Source organism: Streptomyces sp. NBC_00569, from assembly GCF_036345255.1.
Lineage (GTDB): Bacteria > Actinomycetota > Actinomycetes > Streptomycetales > Streptomycetaceae > Streptomyces.
The window spans coordinates 4,385,368-4,402,061 of the sequence record NZ_CP107783.1 but is presented as its reverse complement, the minus strand read 5'-3'; the positions used below and the strand labels follow the sequence as shown (position 1 = coordinate 4,402,061).

Annotated in this window: 17 protein-coding genes and 1 riboswitch; of the genes, 8 read left to right on the top strand and 9 right to left on the bottom strand. The window is 70.4% G+C overall.

All coding sequences use genetic code 11. The annotated features are described in order from the left end of the window. Positions 1-13: 13 nt before the first annotated feature. Both OHO83_RS19700 and OHO83_RS19695 read right to left on the bottom strand, forming a co-directional pair. Complete coding sequence (locus tag OHO83_RS19700) at positions 14-463, bottom strand: carboxymuconolactone decarboxylase family protein (protein WP_330279672.1); 450 nt, start codon at positions 461-463, stop codon at positions 14-16. Further along, positions 460-984, bottom strand: coding sequence for a carboxymuconolactone decarboxylase family protein (locus OHO83_RS19695; protein ID WP_266673492.1), 525 nt, complete (start codon positions 982-984; stop codon positions 460-462). Before OHO83_RS19695 ends, OHO83_RS19700 begins: the two co-directional genes overlap by 4 nt. Before the next feature lie 47 nt (positions 985-1,031). Here OHO83_RS19695 and pdxR point away from each other — a divergent pair, with 47 nt between their 5' ends. Continuing rightward, positions 1,032-2,456 (top strand): MocR-like pyridoxine biosynthesis transcription factor PdxR, encoded by a 1,425-nt coding sequence (pdxR, locus tag OHO83_RS19690; RefSeq protein WP_330279671.1) that lies wholly within the window; start codon positions 1,032-1,034, stop codon positions 2,454-2,456. A 73-nt stretch (positions 2,457-2,529) separates the two neighbouring features. Here the strand turns inward: pdxR and OHO83_RS19685 are convergent, their stop codons facing one another. Together OHO83_RS19685 and rocD are read right to left on the bottom strand one after the other, a co-directional pair. Next, the gene (locus tag OHO83_RS19685) at positions 2,530-3,375 is read right to left on the bottom strand and encodes a hypothetical protein (RefSeq protein ID WP_330280786.1); all 846 of its coding nucleotides are present in this window, start codon (positions 3,373-3,375) and stop codon (positions 2,530-2,532) included. Positions 3,376-3,507: 132 nt separating this feature from the next. Next, positions 3,508-4,734, bottom strand: a complete 1,227-nt coding sequence (rocD, locus tag OHO83_RS19680) for an ornithine--oxo-acid transaminase (RefSeq protein WP_405635506.1) — start codon at positions 4,732-4,734, stop codon at positions 3,508-3,510. A 117-nt stretch (positions 4,735-4,851) separates the two neighbouring features. Then, positions 4,852-4,938: riboswitch (ZMP/ZTP riboswitch) on the top strand. A gap of 61 nt (positions 4,939-4,999) precedes the next feature. On the opposite strand from rocD, the gene OHO83_RS19675 reads away from it, so the two are divergent. Continuing rightward, on the top strand, positions 5,000-6,448 hold the full coding sequence (locus OHO83_RS19675) for a glycine hydroxymethyltransferase (RefSeq protein WP_227296866.1): 1,449 nt from the start codon (positions 5,000-5,002) through the stop codon (positions 6,446-6,448). A gap of 80 nt (positions 6,449-6,528) precedes the next feature. Here the strand turns inward: OHO83_RS19675 and OHO83_RS19670 are convergent, their stop codons facing one another. From OHO83_RS19670 to OHO83_RS19660, 3 genes are all read right to left on the bottom strand, one after another. Beyond that, a complete protein-coding gene (locus tag OHO83_RS19670; protein WP_266673494.1) occupies positions 6,529-7,251 on the bottom strand; it encodes a hypothetical protein in 723 nt (240 codons plus the stop codon). 167 nt (positions 7,252-7,418) lie between these two features. After that, positions 7,419-8,282 carry a hypothetical protein gene (locus tag OHO83_RS19665; RefSeq protein WP_266673495.1) on the bottom strand — a complete coding sequence of 288 codons (864 nt, stop codon included), beginning with the start codon at positions 8,280-8,282 and terminating at the stop codon, positions 7,419-7,421. Beyond that, positions 8,275-8,922 carry an RNA polymerase sigma factor gene (locus OHO83_RS19660; RefSeq protein WP_266673496.1) on the bottom strand — a complete coding sequence of 216 codons (648 nt, stop codon included), beginning with the start codon at positions 8,920-8,922 and terminating at the stop codon, positions 8,275-8,277. The genes OHO83_RS19665 and OHO83_RS19660 overlap by 8 nt, the downstream gene beginning before the upstream one ends. A 288-nt stretch (positions 8,923-9,210) precedes the next feature. Between OHO83_RS19660 and trpS the strand changes: the two genes are divergently transcribed. Then, on the top strand, positions 9,211-10,224 hold the full coding sequence (gene trpS / locus OHO83_RS19655) for a tryptophan--tRNA ligase (protein WP_330279670.1): 1,014 nt from the start codon (positions 9,211-9,213) through the stop codon (positions 10,222-10,224). A gap of 63 nt (positions 10,225-10,287) precedes the next feature. Beyond that, the gene (locus tag OHO83_RS19650; protein ID WP_266673497.1) at positions 10,288-10,869 is read left to right on the top strand and encodes a 2'-5' RNA ligase family protein; all 582 of its coding nucleotides are present in this window, start codon (positions 10,288-10,290) and stop codon (positions 10,867-10,869) included. Between the two features lie 36 nt (positions 10,870-10,905). Here OHO83_RS19650 and OHO83_RS19645 read toward each other — a convergent pair whose 3' ends face one another. After that, on the bottom strand, positions 10,906-11,661 hold the full coding sequence (locus OHO83_RS19645; protein WP_266673498.1) for a decaprenylphospho-beta-D-erythro-pentofuranosid-2-ulose 2-reductase: 756 nt from the start codon (positions 11,659-11,661) through the stop codon (positions 10,906-10,908). Between the two features lie 199 nt (positions 11,662-11,860). Continuing rightward, the gene (locus OHO83_RS19640) at positions 11,861-13,198 is read right to left on the bottom strand and encodes an FAD-binding oxidoreductase (protein ID WP_266676573.1); all 1,338 of its coding nucleotides are present in this window, start codon (positions 13,196-13,198) and stop codon (positions 11,861-11,863) included. A gap of 372 nt (positions 13,199-13,570) precedes the next feature. Between OHO83_RS19640 and OHO83_RS19635 the strand changes: the two genes are divergently transcribed. From OHO83_RS19635 to OHO83_RS19620, 4 genes are all read left to right on the top strand, one after another. After that, positions 13,571-14,089 carry a phosphatase PAP2 family protein gene (locus OHO83_RS19635; protein WP_266673499.1) on the top strand — a complete coding sequence of 173 codons (519 nt, stop codon included), beginning with the start codon at positions 13,571-13,573 and terminating at the stop codon, positions 14,087-14,089. After that, a complete protein-coding gene (locus tag OHO83_RS19630; protein ID WP_443066055.1) occupies positions 14,086-15,141 on the top strand; it encodes a decaprenyl-phosphate phosphoribosyltransferase in 1,056 nt (351 codons plus the stop codon). The genes OHO83_RS19635 and OHO83_RS19630 overlap by 4 nt, the downstream gene beginning before the upstream one ends. 119 nt (positions 15,142-15,260) lie before the next feature. After that, entirely contained in the window at positions 15,261-15,725 is a 465-nt protein-coding gene (locus tag OHO83_RS19625; protein WP_266673500.1) for a GtrA family protein, read from the top strand. After that, positions 15,713-16,633, top strand: a complete 921-nt coding sequence (locus OHO83_RS19620) for a YihY/virulence factor BrkB family protein (protein WP_266673501.1) — start codon at positions 15,713-15,715, stop codon at positions 16,631-16,633. The genes OHO83_RS19625 and OHO83_RS19620 overlap by 13 nt, the downstream gene beginning before the upstream one ends. Positions 16,634-16,694 lie beyond the last annotated feature (61 nt).

Here is a 16,694-nt window from a genome sequence, read left to right as displayed (position 1 = left end):
GGCACCCGGCACGTCACCACTGCGGTCCGCCCGGCGCGATCCGGCGGCTCACCATGAGCCGGTTCCAACTGTTGATGACGGTGATCACGCCGAGGAGATGGGCGAGCTCGTCCTCGCCGAAGTGCTCGGCCGCCGCCGCATACGTCTCGTCCGGCACGAAGCCGTCGGTGAGGACGGTGACGGCCTCGGTGAGTGCGAGCGCGGCCCGCTCGCGCTCGGTGAACCGCTCGGGGGCCTCCGCCCACGCGTTGAGCAGCGCGATCTGCTTGGCGCTCTCGCCGTTCTTCTCGACGGCGAGGTCCACGTGCATGTCCAGGCAGAACGCGCACTCGTTGAGCTGCGACGCCCGGATCATCACCAGCTCGGCGAGAACCGGGTCGCCGAGCCCCTTCTTCGCGGCGGCGCCAAGCGCGATCATCGCGTCGCGCACACCGGCGTCCAGGTACGTCGTACGGGCTGTCACTTGAAGTCGCCCGCGGTGTAGTGACCGGGCACCATCCGCGTCGACACACCGAACCGGTTCCACGCGTTGATCACCGTGATCGCGGCGATCAGCTGCGTCAGCTCCTTCTCGTCGTACAGCTTCGCCGCCTTCTCGTACGTCTCGTCCGGCACGAACCCGTCCGTGAGCACGGTGATCGCCTCGGTCAGCTCGATCGCCGCGATCTCCCTGGGCGTGTAGAAGTGCTGGGACTCCTCCCACGCGCCGAGCTGGATGATCCGCTCCACGCTCTCGCCCGCGGCGAGCGCGTCCTTGGAGTGCATGTCGAGGCAGAACGCGCAGTGGTTGAGCTGCGAAGCACGGATCTTGACCAGTTCCAGCGTCACCGGATCGACACCCTTACGGGCCTCCGCGTCGAGCCGGATCATGGCCTTGTAGACCTCCGGAGCATGCTTGGCCCAGGCCAGCCGGGGCGTGTGCTCGTGGACGTACTCCTTGGTGGCCGGGCCGGTGCTGTCGGTGGTGTTCTCGTTCGTCGTCATGACATCGACCCTACGAGCGGAGTAGCCCACAGGTATGGTCCATTTCCATGGTGAAATCCTGGGCCACTTCGCCCTCCGGTCAGGCGCTCGGTATCGATCTGCACCTCGAGCCGACCGGCTCCGGCCTGCGCAAAGGCCTCACCGACGCGCTCCGTGACGCCGTACGCGGCGGACGTCTCGCCCCCGGTGTCCGCCTCCCTTCGTCCCGCACACTCGCCGCCGATCTGGGCATCGCCCGCAACACGGTCGCCGATGCCTACGCCGACCTCGTCGCCGAGGGCTGGCTCACCGCGCGCCAGGGCTCGGGGACGCGCGTCGCGGAGCGACCGGTCGAGGCGCCCCGGCCGGCCTCGACCCGCGGGCGGCGCGCTCCGGCCGGCCTCCGCCACGACCTGCACCCCGGCACCCCCGACCTCTCCTCGTTCCCCCGCGCCGAATGGCTCAAGGCCTCGCGCCGTGCCCTCAACGCCGCCCCGAACGACGCTCTCGGTTACGGCGATCCCCGCGGCCGCATCGAACTGCGCACCGCACTCGCCGGCTACCTCGCCCGCGCCCGAGGCGTCCACGCCGACCCGGACCGCATCGTCATCTGCTCCGGCTTCGTCCACGGCCTGATGCTGCTCGGCGAGGTGCTGCGCAACAGGGGCGTGCGCGACGTCGCCGTGGAGACGTACGGGCTCGACGTCCACTGGGACGTCCTGACGCGGTCCGGCCTGCGCACCCACCCCCTTCCCCTCGATCAACTCGGCACCCGCACCGATGAGTTGGCGACCGGCGAACCGGATGTGGGCGCCGCGCTCCTGACCCCCGCCCACCAGTTCCCGATGGGCGGGGCCCTGCACCCCGACCGCCGCACCGCCGTCGTCGACTGGGCCCGCCGCACCGGCGGACTGATCCTGGAGGACGACTACGACGGCGAGTTCCGCTACGACCGTCAGCCTGTCGGCGCCCTCCAGGGACTCGACCCCGACCGCGTCGTCTACTTCGGCACGGCCAGCAAATCCCTCGCACCCGGCCTGCGCCTCGGCTGGCTGGTGCTGCCGCCCTCCGTCATCGGGGAGGTGATCGAGGCGAAGGGCGCCGCCGACTGGTCGTGCGGCGTCCTCGGCCAGCTGACCCTCGCGGAGTTCATCGACTCGGGCGCCTACGACCGCCATGTCCGCGGTGCCCGCCTGCGCTACCGCCGCCGCCGCGACCAGCTTGTCGCCGCCCTCGCCGAACGCGCCCCCGACGTCCGCGCCACCGGAATCGCCGCCGGCCTGCACGCCGTCCTCCAACTCCCGCCCGGCACCGAACAGTCCGTGGTCCGCGCCGCCGCCTGGCAGCGACTGGGAGTCTCCGGCCTCTCCAGCTTCCGCCACGACGCGGCCACCACCGAACCACCCTTGGACGCCCTGGTGGTCGGCTACGGAACCCCACCGGACCACGCCTGGACAAGCGCGCTGGAGGCCTTGTGCCGGGCGCTGCCATAAGGGACCGGCATCGGGCGGCAGGCGTCTCGGGTCGGGTCGGGGCGGCCAACGTCCGGCGCGGCCAAGGTTCGGGTCAGACCCGGGCCGGTGCGGACGCGTCCTCCACCGGTGCCTCCCCGAAGCGCGCCAACGCCAACGCCCCCGCCACGGCCACCACGAATCCGAGAACCGCCAGCCAGCCCAGCCCCTCGCGCGTGCGATCCCCGAGCCAGATCACCCCGACCAGCGCCGGCCACACCGTCTCGCCCACGACCATCCCCGCCGTGGCCGTGGTGACCGACCCCTTCTGCAACGCCGAGGTCAGCAGCAGAAACGCCGCACCCCCACCGAGCAGCAGTGCGTACGTCGCCGGATTGCTCAGCAGCGCGCCGGGCGACACGTCGTCGATGAGCCGTACCGACACCTCCACCACCCCGAACCCGAACCCCGAGCCGAGCCCCAGCGCGAGCGCCCGGCCCCGCCCCGGCAGCCGCCCGGCCACCGCCCCGATCAACAGCACCCCGAGCGCCGTCCCCAGCATCGCGTACCGCAACGTGACCGAACCGGTCTCCTCTCCCTCCGTCCCGGACGCCAGCCCCAACATTGCGAGCCCCGCCACCACCAGCCCGACAGCGCCCCACTCGACGCCGCTCAGCCGTACGTCCAGCAGCCGCGTGGAGACCACCGCCGTCACCGCCAGACTCGCGGCGAGCGCCGCCCCGACGGCGTAGATCGGAATGGACCGCAGCGCCACGACCTGCAACACGAACCCGAGCAGGTCGAGCCCCAGCCCGGCGACATAACGCCACTGCCGCAGCGCCCGTAGCAACAGCGCGGCGTCGACACCGGACCCCGTCCCCGGCTCCGCGGCTCGCGCGGCCATCGCCTGCAACACGGAAGCCGTACCGAAACAGACCGCCGCCCCGAGCGCGCAAAGCATTCCAAGAAGCACAAAGCGACTGTAGAGGTTGTGCCTACGCCGACCGGCCGGTGAGCGGCTCCCCGTCCGGGGGCGCCCCCGTCAGTGGCCGGACCACGAGTGGGCCGCCCGTGCGCCGGAGGCGCACCACCGTCAGACCGCCAGGACCGCCCGGAGCCGGTCGAGCCCCCAGTCCAGGTCCTCTTTACTGATCACCAGAGGGGGAGCGATCCGGATCGTGCTGCCGTGGGTGTCCTTGACCAGGACGCCCTTGGCCATCAACTTCTGCGAGATCTCCCTTCCCGTCCCGTACGACGGATCGATGTCGATCCCCGCCCACAGCCCGCGTCCCCGCACCTGCGTCACCTTGCCCGTGTCCGTCAGCAGCCCGAGCTCCGCGTGGAGATGCTCGCCCAGCTCGGCCGCCCGCTGCTGGAACTCCCCGGTGCGCAGCATCGCGATGACCTCGAGCGCCACCGCACAGGCCAGCGGATTCCCGCCGAACGTCGACCCGTGCTCACCCGGCTTGAACACCCCGAGCACCTCACTGCTGGACACCACCGCCGACACCGGCACGACCCCACCGCCGAGCGCCTTGCCCAGCACGTACATGTCGGGCACCACGCCCTCGTGCTCACAGGCGAACGTCCGCCCGGTCCGTCCGAGTCCCGACTGGATCTCGTCCGCGATGAACAACACGTTCCGCTCGCGGGTCAACTCCCTTACCGCCGGCAGATATCCGGCCGGCGGTACGAGGACACCGGCCTCGCCCTGGATCGGTTCGAGCAGCACCGCGACGGTGTTCTCGGTGACAGCGCCGCGCAACGCCGTCAGATCGCCGTACGGCACGATCTCGAACCCCGGCGTGTAGGGACCGAAGTCCGCGCGCGCCTCATGGTCCGTGGAGAAGCTGACGATGGTCGTGGTGCGCCCGTGGAAGTTGTTGCCCGCCACGACGATCTTCGCTCTCCCGTCGAGCACCCCCTTGACCTGGTACCCCCACTTTCTCGCCGTCTTCACGGCGGTCTCGACCGCCTCCGCCCCTGTGTTCATCGGCAGCACCATGTCCATGCCGCACAGCTCCGCGAGCTGGTTGCAGAACGCGGCGAACCGGTCGTGGTAGAAGGCCCGGGACGTCAGCGTCACCCGCTCCAGCTGCGCCTTGGCGGCCTCGATGAGCCGCCGGTTTCCATGGCCGAAGTTGAGGGCTGAGTAGCCGGCGAGCATGTCGAGGTACCGGCGCCCCTCGACATCCGTCATCCAGGCGCCCTCCGCCGTCGCGACCACGACGGGCAGCGGATGGTAGTTGTGCGCACTGTGCGCCTCGGACGCGGTGATGAAGGCTTCCGTTGCGGCATTCGGAGGAGTCACAGCAGTCACGGGATCTCCGTTCTTACAGCTCTGATGGCGCGAAGACGTGGGCTTGTGGCCCCTTCCTATCGTCGCTCGCATCGTGGACCGGGAAACCCCGTCCTGCGGCGCGCCCGGTAGTGTGGCCCGCAGGGCCGTGACTGGCGCGCTGGGATGGGACCGACCATCGGGGAGCGGCCTGTGAACTGTGTGCCGTGCGCCTGGGCCGACCCGTGAACCTCCTGCTCTCGACCTCGCTCGAGCAGAGGAGGTCCCATCCGTCCGGAGGTCCGTCATGTCAGAGCCCACCCTCTCCACCGAGTCCGTAGCGTTCCGCAGCGCCCTCGACGTGATCCGGGCTGTCGAGCCCCGCGTGGCCGACGCCATCGGCCAGGAGATCGCCGACCAGCGCGAGATGCTCAAGCTGATCGCCAGCGAGAACTACGCGTCCCCGGCCACCCTCCTCGCGATGGGTAACTGGTTCAGCGACAAGTACGCCGAGGGCACCGTCGGCCGCCGCTTCTACGCCGGCTGCCGCAACGTCGACACCGTCGAGGCCCTCGCCGCCGAACACGCCCGCGAGCTCTTCGGCGCCCGCCACGCCTATGTACAGCCGCACTCCGGCATCGACGCCAACCTCGTCGCCTTCTGGGCCGTTCTCGCCCAGCGCGTCGAGGCGCCCGCCCTGGAGCTGGCCGGCGTTCGCAACGTGAACGACCTCTCCGACGCCGACTGGGCCGAGCTCCGTCAGGCCTTCGGCAACCAGCGCATGCTCGGCATGTCCCTGGACGCCGGCGGCCACCTCACCCACGGCTTCCGCCCGAACATCTCCGGCAAGATGTTCGACCAGCGCAGCTACGGCACCGACCCGCAGACCGGCCTCGTCGACTACGAAGCCCTGCGCGCCACCGCCCGCGACTTCAAGCCGCTGATCATCGTCGCCGGCTACTCCGCCTACCCCCGCCTGGTGAACTTCCGCATCATGCGCGAGATCGCCGACGAGGTCGGGGCGACCCTCATGGTCGACATGGCGCACTTCGCGGGCCTGGTCGCCGGCAAGGTCCTCACCGGCGACTTCGACCCGGTGCCGCACGCCCAGATCGTCACCACCACGACGCACAAGTCGCTGCGCGGCCCGCGCGGCGGCATGGTGCTCTGCGACGACTCGCTCGCCGACCAGGTCGACCGTGGCTGCCCCATGGTCCTCGGCGGTCCGCTGCCGCACGTCATGGCCGCCAAGGCCGTCGCCCTGGCGGAGGCCCGCCGTCCCGAGTTCCGCGAGTACGCCCAGTCCGTCGTCGACAACGCCCGAGCCCTGGCCGAGGGCCTGACCCGCCGTGGCGCCACCCTCGTCACGGGCGGCACGGACAACCACCTCAACCTGATCGATGTCGCCACCTCCTACGAGCTCACCGGCCGCCAGGCCGAGAACGCGCTCCTCGACTCCGGCATCGTCACCAACCGCAACTCCATCCCCTCCGACCCGAACGGTGCCTGGTACACGTCCGGCATCCGCATCGGCACCCCTGCCCTGACCACCCGTGGCCTGGGCACCGCGGAGATGGACGAGGTCGCGGGCCTCATCGACCGCGTGCTCACTGCCGCCGAAGCGGGCACCACCAGCAAGGGCGCGCCCTCCAAGGCGCAGCACGTCCTGGACGAGAAGATCGCCGACGAGGTCTCCACGCGAGCGTCCGACCTGCTGAGCGGCTTCCCGCTCTACCCCGAGGTCGACCTCACCTGATCGCTTGACCGGCCCGTCACCAGCCGCACCGGCGGGTCGGTCAGTGCGTTCCCCCAGCCGTGAGAGCTGGAGAGCGCCTCTCAGGAATCGATCAGCTGCTGCCGTGGTCCCGCGTCGGGCGGGGTCCCACCCGTCCCGCGACGACCCGGCAGCCTGTCGGCCAGGGGCCGCAGCACCAGAGCCAGCGCGGCGCCCGCCACCAGCCCCGGTATCGCCCACCACCAGTCCACCCCGTCGTTCGGCCCGGCTGCCGAGGCCCGCGCGCCTGAGGACGACCCGGTATCGCGACCGTCGGCTGTCGGAGCCGGAGCTCCACCCAGCGCTTCCTTGGACCGGTCGGGTGACTGCCAGGGCGCCGGGAAGATCGGACTCCCGCCCTTTTCGGACCGCGCGCCCATGACCCCGAGATCCTTCAGGAGCGCGCGCAGCTCCGCAGGCTTACGGGCCTTGTGCCAGTACCCGTTGTAGGAGTCAGGCACGTGCGTCGCTGTGTGTATCCAGACGTCCTTCGTGCCCGGCGAGTCCGGATAGACCCGGTCGACCCGCCACGGCAGCACGTCGTGCACCAGCCATGTGACATTGAGCTGACGCCCCGCGCCTATGCCCAAGCCGGGCGGCTCCTCCCTTCGCCCCTGATCCGGCTCGCCCAGGAGACTCTCCAGCGGCCCGTACTTCTTGTCACTGAAATAGAGCGACGCGCTCTGGCCGCTCTCGGGCGACACCACCAGAACGCTCGTCGGTCCGCCGGCCGACGCCCCTGACGCGCTCAGCAGCATCGCGGCGATTGCCGCCGTCAGTGCCACCGCCAGCGCGGCCGGCCTTCGTAGTGTTCGCATCCGATCCCCCAGCTGCTCCCGGCACGGCCCGCCCGTGTCGATTCACTTCTGGTACACCGCTCGACCCGACCGGGTTCCCAACTTCGGTGTGCGAGTTCTCGGTTGCGTGAGCTCGCCGGCCCAGCCCGCGGACATCAGCGGTGGGCGTCCGGCTTTCGTACCGACCGTGCGATCTCCATCGCCCGCTCCCGGGAATCGACTCCCTCCAGGCGGAGCGTCATCTCCTGTCGGCGGGTCCACAGGAGTGTCGGGCCCGCGGTGCGTTCCGAACGGGTCCACCGGTCGCCGTTGCCGTCGAGCATCCAAAAACCGAGCAGATGCGGCTGGGCGAACCACAGGCCCGTACCCCGGCCCAGGTCGACCCAGTGCAGCTGCGTGCGCACCGATTTCATGTACCCGATGTCGAGCTGCGCCGGGTACTCGTCGAGTCGGATCGTGTGCCCGTCCTCGCGCCAGCACAGTGTGATCAAGAAGCGCGACTTCGGTTCCCGTGTCACCGTCACGGCGTCCGGCATTCCCAGCTCGCCCGGCACCAGCGGTTCGAATCCGGCGTCTCGTCGGGCCTCGCCCAGCGAGAGCGACGAGCCGCACCCGGGGACGTGCACACCGGACGACGGCAGGGCCGACGGGTCGTACCGGACCTCCACCCCGCCGAAGCCGAACCACTCGGCGACCGCAGCCCGCACCGGAGGCGTGAGCACGAGCACGGTCAGCACTCCGCACAGCCCCGCCGTGAGCATCCGCCACCGCTCCCGTATCCAGCGACGCGCCCGCCGCACCCGGACAGGGCCCGCCCCCGGCTCGGCGACCGGTGCCGGAACGGACTCGGCGAGTATCTGTGCCAGCACCCGCTCGGCCATCGACTCGCCGCCGGGGCCCAGGCCGTCCAGGGACCTGCCCAGCGCCCGCAGCTCAGCCGGCAGCCCACGGTCCGCGCGGGGCCCGTGCTCCTTGCCGGTGCGCCGGCTCCCGTCGTCCTCGTGACGCGGTTCACTCATGCTCATCACCTCCCTCCCGCGGGTCCAGCTCCGCCGGAAGAATCCGCTTCAGCTTCCGCAGCGCGCGATTGAGCCTCGATTTCACGGTGCCGCGCGGCCAGCCGAGCGCCTCGGCCGTCTCCGCCTCGTCCATCTCGAGCAGATACCGGTACGTGACGACCAGCCGATGGTCCTCGCTCAGCTCCTCGAGCGCGGCGAGCAACGCCGTCCGCCGCTCGTCGTGGACGGCCGCGACCGCCGGATCCGTGGTCTCGGGTATCAGCGGCTCGGCCTCTATCAACGTCGCTTCCCGCCCCACGACCGAACGCTGTCGCACCGCCGAGCGCACTGTGTTCCTCGTCTCATTGGCGACGATCGCGAGCAGCCACGGCTTGAACGACGCGTCGTCCCGAAACTGTCTCAGGGCGCAGTACGCCTTGAAGAAGGCCTGCTGCACCACGTCCTCCGCGTCCGCTCCTGCCCCGAGGGCCCGGGCCGCCCGCAGCGCCAGCCCGGTGAAGGCGCGCACCAGCACCGCGTACGCCTCCACGTCTCCGGCGCGCACGCGAGCGATCACCGCACGCTCGTCGTCGACGACGCGGCCCCCCTCCAGGACCTCCCCCTGTGTCCTCACATCGTTGATACACCGCACCCCGCGCATCGGTTCCCACCCGTCGCACAGGTTTTTCCGTACCGTCCCGCAAGGCAGGTCCGTACCGTCCCGCAAGGCAGGTCTGTACCGGCCCGAAAGGCAGGTCCGAAGCGAGAGCGAAGCCGGGTCTTGAAGCCAGGTCCGTGGCCAGGTCTGGTGGCCAGGTCCCGGAGCCGGGTTCCGGCGACACGCCGGGAGGGGTGGGCGACAGCGCTCCGTACACGGTTTCAGCACTTGTCGTGCACCCGTCGCCCACCTGTTTCCAACCAATGAGAGACACCTGAGAGAATGAGGAGCATGGCCTCTGATCGTCCCCGCGTGCTCTCCGGAATCCAGCCCACCGCTGGCTCGTTCCACCTCGGCAACTACCTCGGCGCGGTCCGCCAGTGGGTGGCGCTGCAGGAGTCTCACGACGCGTTCTACATGGTTGTGGACCTGCACGCGATCACCGTGCCGCAGGACCCCAAGGAGCTCCGGGCCAACACCCGGCTCGCCGCCGCGCAGCTCCTCGCCGCCGGCCTGGACCCGGACCGCTGCACGCTGTTCGTGCAGAGCCACGTCCCCGAGCACGCACAGCTCGGCTGGGTCATGAACTGTCTGACGGGCTTCGGCGAGGCCTCACGCATGACGCAGTTCAAGGACAAGTCCGCCAAGCAGGGCGCCGACCGCGCGACCGTCGGTCTCTTCACCTACCCGATCCTCCAGGTCGCGGACATCCTGCTCTACCAGGCCGACCAGGTGCCCGTGGGAGAGGACCAGCGCCAGCACATCGAGCTGACGCGCGACCTCGCCGAGCGCTTCAACGGTCGCTTCGGCGAGACCTTCACGGTCCCGGCGCCGTACATCCTCAAGGAAACGGCGAAGATCTACGACCTCCAGGACCCGTCGATCAAGATGAGCAAGTCGGCGTCGACGCCGAAGGGGCTCGTCAACCTGCTCGACGAGCCGAAGACCACCGTCAAGAAGGTCAAGAGCGCGGTCACCGACACCGACACCGTGATCCGGTTCGATCCGGCGAACAAGCCGGGCGTCAGCAACCTCCTCGCCATCTACTCCACCCTCACCGGCACAGGTATCCCGGAACTGGAGCAGAACTACGAGGGCAAGATGTACGGTGCGCTCAAGACGGACCTGGCAGAGGTCATGGTGGACTTCGTGACACCGTTCCGGACCCGTACCCAGGAGTACCTGGACGACCCGGAGACGCTCGACTCGATCCTGGCCAAGGGCGCGGAGAAGGCGCGTGCCGTCGCCGCCGAAACCCTCGCTCAGGCCTACGACAAGGTCGGACTGCTGCCCGCGAAGCACTGAGCCTCAGCCCGGCCTGAACCGCCATACCGACATCCGCCCACCACACGACGACAGGAGTACGACGTGGGGACCGTAACGATCGGCGTTTCGATCGCGGTTCCGGAGCCACACGGCAGCCAGCTCCAGGAGCGGCGCGCGGGCTTCGGTGACCCCGCTGCGCACGGCATCCCCACGCACGTCACGCTGCTCCCGCCGACCGAGGTGGAGGACAGGTCGCTGCGCTCGGTCGAGGCCCATCTCGAGGCGGTCGCCGCCGCGGGGCGGAACTTCACGATGCGGCTCGCGGGGACGGGAACGTTCCGTCCGCTGTCTCCCGTTGTGTTCGTACAGGTCGTCGAGGGCGCCGAGGCCTGTACCTGGCTGCAGAAGCAGGTCCGTGACGAGTCCGGTCCGGTCGCCCGCGAGCTGCAGTTTCCCTACCACCCGCACGTCACGGTGGCGCACGGCATCGCGGAGGAAGCGATGGACCGGGCGTACACGGAGCTCGCCGGGTACGAGGCGGCGTGGCCGTGCACCGGGTTCGCGCTGTACGAGCAGGGCGCCGACGGTATCTGGCGCAAGTTGCGCGAGTTCCCCTTCGGCGGCCCGGCCGTTCCCGCGCAGGGCCCCGACCGCTCGAAGCGGGGCCGACAGCCGGCTCGCTGACGCGCAGCGAGTCGGCCGGTCGCTGTGCGACTCGGCCTACATCGGCAGCCGCCGGAACACCGGACGCGGGACATGCCGCAGCGCCGACATCACCACGCGCAGCGCCCCCGGCACCCACACGGTCTCCGACCGGCGCCTGAGTCCCGTCTCGATGGCCTGTGCCACCGCCTCCGGGGTGGTGGCCATGGGCGCCTCCGCCATGCCTGCCGTCATCTTTGACCGTACGAAGCCGGGGCGCACGACCATCACATGCACGCCGGTGCCGTGCAGCGCGTCGCCGAGGCCCTGCGCGAAGGCGTCCAGGCCGGCCTTGCTCGACCCATAGATGAAGTTGGACCGGCGGGCCCGCTCACCCGCGACCGACGAGAGCACCACCAGCGAGCCGTGGCCCTGGCTCTGCAGGGCGCGGGCACAGATGAGGCCCGCCGACACGGCGCCCGTGTAGTTGGTCTGCGCGACGCGCACCGCGGCCAGCGGCTCGTCCTCGTCGCGGGCCTGGTCGCCGAGGATCCCGAAGGCCAGCAGCACCATGTCGATGTCGCCCTCGGCGAACACCTTGCCCAGCGTCACCTCGTGCGCCTCGGAGTCGAGCGCGTCGAAGGCGACGGTACGGGCGTCGGCGCCCATGTCGCGGAGTTCGGCGGCCGCACGGTCGAGGGCGGGGGACGGGCGGCCGGCCAGCCACACCGTTCGTGTCCGCCGGGCCACGAGGCGTCGGGCGGTGGCGAGCGCGATCTCGGAGGTGCCGCCGAGGACGAGCAAGGACTGGGGGGTGCCGAAGGCGTCCTTCATGAGAACCAAACTCCAAATGGGCGGGACCGAAATCGGTGGGGGCGGGATGGGAACCCGGACGGCCCGAGCGGTGTAACAGAAGTGAATCGGTGCGGAGGGGCCGTGCCGGGTGAGGGGGATACGACGTGCGTGCGATGAGGGGGAGCGGGACTGTCGGTAGGTGCGAGAGCCCCGGACACGGCACCCGTTCCCAGTCCGGTCAGAGTCCGAGGCGCCGGGACAGATCCGAGCGGAACACGCCTCGTGGGTCCAACTGGGCTCGCAGGGAGCGGAATTCATCGAGATGGGGATACATCGCCGAGAGCAGTTCGGGCCTCAGCCGCGAGTCCTTGGCGAGGTAGATGCGTCCGTCTGCCGCGGCCACCTCCTCGTCGAGTTCGTCGAGGAACACGCCGAGTCCCGGCAGGTTCGCGGGAATGTCGAGGGCCAGCGTCCAGCCGGGCATGGGAAAGGACAGCCAGCCGGGATCCGCGTCGCCGAAGCGCTTGAGGACCGCCAGGAAGGAGGGGCACCGGCGTTCGGAGATGCGCTGCACGATGCGACGAAGTGCTTCCTCCTGGCCATATCCGACGACGAATTGGTACTGGACGAATCCACTGCGCCCGTAGATGCGATTCCAGTGCGGTACGCCGTCGAGGGGGTGGAAGAAGGAGGAGAGCCTCTGGATCTCGCCGACGCGCGACGTGGGGGCCTTGCGGTACCAGAGCTCGTTGAAGAGGCCGACGGTCCTGCGGCCAAGGAGTCCTTCGGGTACGAATCCGGGTGCGGCCGGAAGCTGCCTGGGGCGGAACGTCAATGGCGCCCTGCGCGCCCGTGCGGGAACGGCGTCCAGCGGAGCGTGATCACCGCGGGTCAGTACCGAGCGGCCCATCGAGGCTCCGCGGGCCAGGAGGTCGATCCAGGCGACCGAGTACCGGTAGAGGTGATCGGTCTCGGTGAGGCGAGCCATCAAGTGGTCCAGGTCAACGGCGCGTTCCGTGTCGACCGACATGAACGAGGTTTCGACAGGCAGGAGTTGGATGGTGGCAGTGAGGATGATCCCGGTGAGTCCCATCCCGCCGGCCGTCGCGTCGAACAGCGCGCTGTCGCGCTCGACGATCCGCACTTCGCCGTCGGCTGTGAGCAGTTCCAGGGCGAGCACGTGGCGAGAGAACGATCCCGAGACGTGGTGGTTCTTGCCGTGGATATCGGCGCCGATCGCGCCGCCGACCGTGACGTAGCGCGTGCCGGGGGTCACGGGGACGAACCAGCCGAGAGGGAGGAGGACTTCCATCAGGCGGTGCAGTGAGACGCCCGCGTCGCACAGCACGGTCCCACCGGACGCGTCGATCGCGTGGATGCGGTCCAGGGCGGTCATGTCCAGGACGCTGCCGCCGGCGTTCTGTGCCGCGTCTCCGTAGGCCCGGCCCAGGCCACGGGCGATGTTGCCCCGGTGGCCCGGTGTCCCGCATGCGCGGACCACCGCTGCCGCCTCCGCATAGGAGCGGGGGCGCACGATCCGGGCGGCGGTGGGGGCGGTGCGGCCCCAGCCGGTCATGGGGACGGTGTCGAGGATGCCGCCGGAGGGGTCGTCGTGGACGGAGTCGCGGGAAGGCGACGTGGTGGGGGGAGTGCCGGGTGCCGGGACGGCCGGCGAGATGGGCGCGGGTGCGGGCGCTGAGGGGGGTGCAGCTGTGGACGGAGCGGCAGGGGCAGCTGGGGTGGCTGGGCCGGGGGGTGTGACGCCGGGGGAGACGGCGGGTGTGCGGGCGGTGGGGGGAGCGGGATCGGCAGCCATGACGGCGACCGTATCGCCCATAGATAGGGCCTTCGCCCCAAACAAACCAAGCCCTCACCGAAATGGGTGATTGAAAGGGTGTCACCCCAAATTGTCTGAGTTATGCGGGTTTTGACGCGCAGAGTGAGCCACATGGACGATATGGACCGCCGATTGCTGTCGGCATTGCGCGACTGCGGTACGGACCGGCGCGTGGCAGCGGCCGCGCGCGCACTGTCCTGGAGCGGGGAGCACGGGGCGCTCTGGCTCGGCGCGGGGCTGTTGGGGGCGGCGGTCGACCGGGAGCGGCGAGGGGCGTGGCTGCGCGGCACGGCGCTGACCGCCGCGGCGCACGTGGCCAGCATGGGGATCAAGCGGGTCGTCCGGCGGCCGAGGCCGGGGGCGGAGAGCGGTGTGGAGCCGCTCGTGCGGACGGCGGGGCGGCATTCCTTCCCCAGTTCGCACGCGGCTTCGGCGGCCGCCGCGACGGTCGCGTACGGGGCGTTGCGGCCGGCGGGGGCGCGGCTCGTCCCGCCGTTGGCGGCGGCGATGTGCGTCTCGCGCATGGTCGTCGGGGTGCACTACCCGTCCGATGTGGCGGCGGGGGCGGCGCTCGGGGCGGCCGCCGCGCGGCTCGGGGCTCATTGGGTGGCCGGGGGTGCCCGGCGATGACGGAACGGAATGAGCGAGGGGAAGGGGTGAGGGGAGCGATGGACACGGGGGGAGCGGGCGACGGGGCGCCGTTGGTGCATGCGTCCGGCCAAGGGCGGCGGGGGTCGGCCGCGGCGCTGTTGGACCGGCCGCCGGGGAAATCGGTGCCGGGGCCGCGCGCGGCGACGACGGTCGGGTTGCCGGTCGGACTGTTGAAGACGGCGAGACCGCGGCAATGGGTGAAGAACGTGCTGGTCGTGGCCGCCCCCGCGGCGGCCGGTGAGCTGTTCACGTGGCACGCGGCGGCTCAACTGGCTCTGGTGTTCCTGCTGTTCACTGTGGCTGCCTCCGCCGTGTATTTGATCAACGACGCGCGGGACGCCGAGGCCGATCGGGCGCACCCGGTCAAGCGGAACCGGCCCGTGGCCGCGGGCTGCGTTCCGGTGGCGGTGGCCTATGGGGTCGGGGGCGGTCTCGCGGTTCTCGCACCGCTGGTGGCCGCGACCTTGTGCAACCCGATGACGGCGGCGCTGTTGACCGCCTACGTCGGGATGCAACTGGCGTACTGCATCAGCCTCAAGCGCGTTCTCGTCGTCGATCTTGTCGTGGTGACCACCGGGTTTCTGATGCGGGCCATGATCGGAGGGCTTGCGCTGGGGATTCCGCTGTCGCGGTGGTTCTTGATCACGACGGGGTTCGGGGCGCTGTTCATGGTGTCGGCCAAGCGGTACTCCGAGGCCGTGCAGATGGCCGGGAAGGCGGGCGCGACGCGGGCGTTGCTGTCGGAGTACACGACCGGCTATCTGCGGTTCGTCTGGCAGCTTGCCGCAGGGGTGTCCGTTCTCGCCTATTGCCTGTGGGCCATGGAGGAAGGCGGGCTGGCGCGAACCGGCGTGCTGCCGTGGAGACAGCTGTCGATGGTGGCCTTCATCCTCGCCGTCCTGCGCTACGCGGTCTTCGCCGACCGTGGCACGGCGGGTGAGCCGGAGGAGGTCGTTCTGCGGGACAGAGCACTGGCCGTGATCGGCCTGGCGTGGGTGGCGATGTACGGGCTCGCGGTCGCCAACTGGTGAACGCGGAAGGCGAGGGGGTGTCGGATCAGGGTTTGCAGGGGGGCGGCCCGTCCAAGGAAGGCGCGTCCCGTGGGGGCATGGGGGAGGAGCGGTCGTGGTGGGTTCGGGGGTGGTGGTGGATGAAGGGTCTTGGGCCCGAGTTGGCGGGGTTCGCGCTGGTGGGGAGCTGTGCGTACGCCGTCGACCTGGGGCTGTTCGTATGGTTGCGGGGGCCGGCGGGCTGGAATCCGCTCACCGCCAAGTCGCTGTCTTTCCTGGCCGGTTGCACGGTCGCGTACGGGGGGAACGCGCTCGGTACCTATCGGCGGACGGCGATCGAGGTGTCACGGCTGCGGCAGTACGGGGTGTTCTTCGCGGTCAATGTGGCGGGGGCGGTGGTGCAGTTGTTGTGCATCGCCGTGTCGCATTACGGGCTCGGGCTCACGTCGCAGCGCGCGGACACGGTGTCCGGGGCGGGGGTGGGCATGATGCTGGCCACGGTTCTGAGGTTCTGGGGTACTCGGACCCTTGTCTTCCCGGCGGCGATTCCGGCGAGACGTGCGAGAACGGTCAGGGAGGGCAGGCTCGGATCATGGACTGGCTGAAGAGACTCCCCGGTGTCGGGCCGATCGTCGAGCGGCTCATGCGTACGCACGCGTGGTTCGCCTACGAGCGGCTCGACCAGGTGCACTGGACGCGGCTCGCGGCGGCGATGACGTTCATCAGCTTCCTGGCACTGTTCCCGCTGCTGACCGTGGCCGCGGCGATCGCGGCCGGCACGCTCAGCGAGGAGCGGCAGAAGACGCTCCAGGACAAGATCGCGGAGCAGGTGCCCGGCATCTCCGACCAGTTGGACCTGGGCGCGCTCGTCGCGAACGCGGCAACGGTGGGTCTGGTGGCGGGGGCGTTGCTGCTCTTCACCGGCATCGGGTGGGTCGGCTCGATAAGAGAGTGTCTGCGCGCCGTCTGGGAGTTGGAGGACCCGGAGGAGAACCCGGTCATGCGCAAGGTCAGGGACGCCGGGGTCCTGGTGGGGCTGGGCGGGGCCGGACTGCTCTCGTTGGCGGCATCGATGCTCGCCTCGAGCGCGGTCGGGTGGACGGCGGGCGAGCTCGGCATCTCCCATGAGGGATGGGGAGGCGCGCTGCTCAGGGCGGTGGCGTTCGCGATCGCCGTGCTCGCGGACTTCCTGCTGCTGCTCTATGTGCTGACGCTGCTGCCGGGGGTTCACCCGCATCGGCGGCAGCTGTTGACGGCGGCGCTGATCGGGGCGGCGGGGTTCGAGCTGCTGAAGCTGTTGCTGGGCAGCTATATGAGGGAGGTGGCGTCGAAGAGCATGTACGGGGCGTTCGGGACGCCGGTGGCCCTGATGCTGTGGATCAACTTCACGGCGAAGCTGCTGTTGTTCTGCGCGGCCTGGACGGCCACGCGGGGGCAGCCCGACCCGGAGGTGGCGGACGAGGCCGAGCCGGGGGTGGAGCCGCCGGGGGCGGCGCGGGCCGACGCCGCCTGAGACAGACGGCGCCGGTGCACTCGAGCCAGACAGCGGGAGCACCGCCGGACAGCGGTGGTAC

Coding starts and splice junctions, on each gene's coding strand:
- OHO83_RS19695 (WP_266673492.1), bottom strand. CDS start 984: ATGACGACGAACGAGAACACCACCGACAGCACCGGCCCGGCCACCAAG.
- pdxR (WP_330279671.1), top strand. CDS start 1,032: ATGGTGAAATCCTGGGCCACTTCGCCCTCCGGTCAGGCGCTCGGTATC.
- OHO83_RS19685 (WP_330280786.1), bottom strand. CDS start 3,375: ATGCTTTGCGCGCTCGGGGCGGCGGTCTGTTTCGGTACGGCTTCCGTG.
- OHO83_RS19675 (WP_227296866.1), top strand. CDS start 5,000: ATGTCAGAGCCCACCCTCTCCACCGAGTCCGTAGCGTTCCGCAGCGCC.
- OHO83_RS19665 (WP_266673495.1), bottom strand. CDS start 8,282: ATGAGTGAACCGCGTCACGAGGACGACGGGAGCCGGCGCACCGGCAAG.
- OHO83_RS19660 (WP_266673496.1), bottom strand. CDS start 8,922: ATGCGCGGGGTGCGGTGTATCAACGATGTGAGGACACAGGGGGAGGTC.
- trpS (WP_330279670.1), top strand. CDS start 9,211: ATGGCCTCTGATCGTCCCCGCGTGCTCTCCGGAATCCAGCCCACCGCT.
- OHO83_RS19645 (WP_266673498.1), bottom strand. CDS start 11,661: ATGAAGGACGCCTTCGGCACCCCCCAGTCCTTGCTCGTCCTCGGCGGC.
- OHO83_RS19640 (WP_266676573.1), bottom strand. CDS start 13,198: ATGACCGGCTGGGGCCGCACCGCCCCCACCGCCGCCCGGATCGTGCGC.
- OHO83_RS19635 (WP_266673499.1), top strand. CDS start 13,571: ATGGACGATATGGACCGCCGATTGCTGTCGGCATTGCGCGACTGCGGT.
- OHO83_RS19630 (WP_443066055.1), top strand. CDS start 14,086: ATGACGGAACGGAATGAGCGAGGGGAAGGGGTGAGGGGAGCGATGGAC.
- OHO83_RS19625 (WP_266673500.1), top strand. CDS start 15,261: ATGAAGGGTCTTGGGCCCGAGTTGGCGGGGTTCGCGCTGGTGGGGAGC.
- OHO83_RS19620 (WP_266673501.1), top strand. CDS start 15,713: ATGGACTGGCTGAAGAGACTCCCCGGTGTCGGGCCGATCGTCGAGCGG.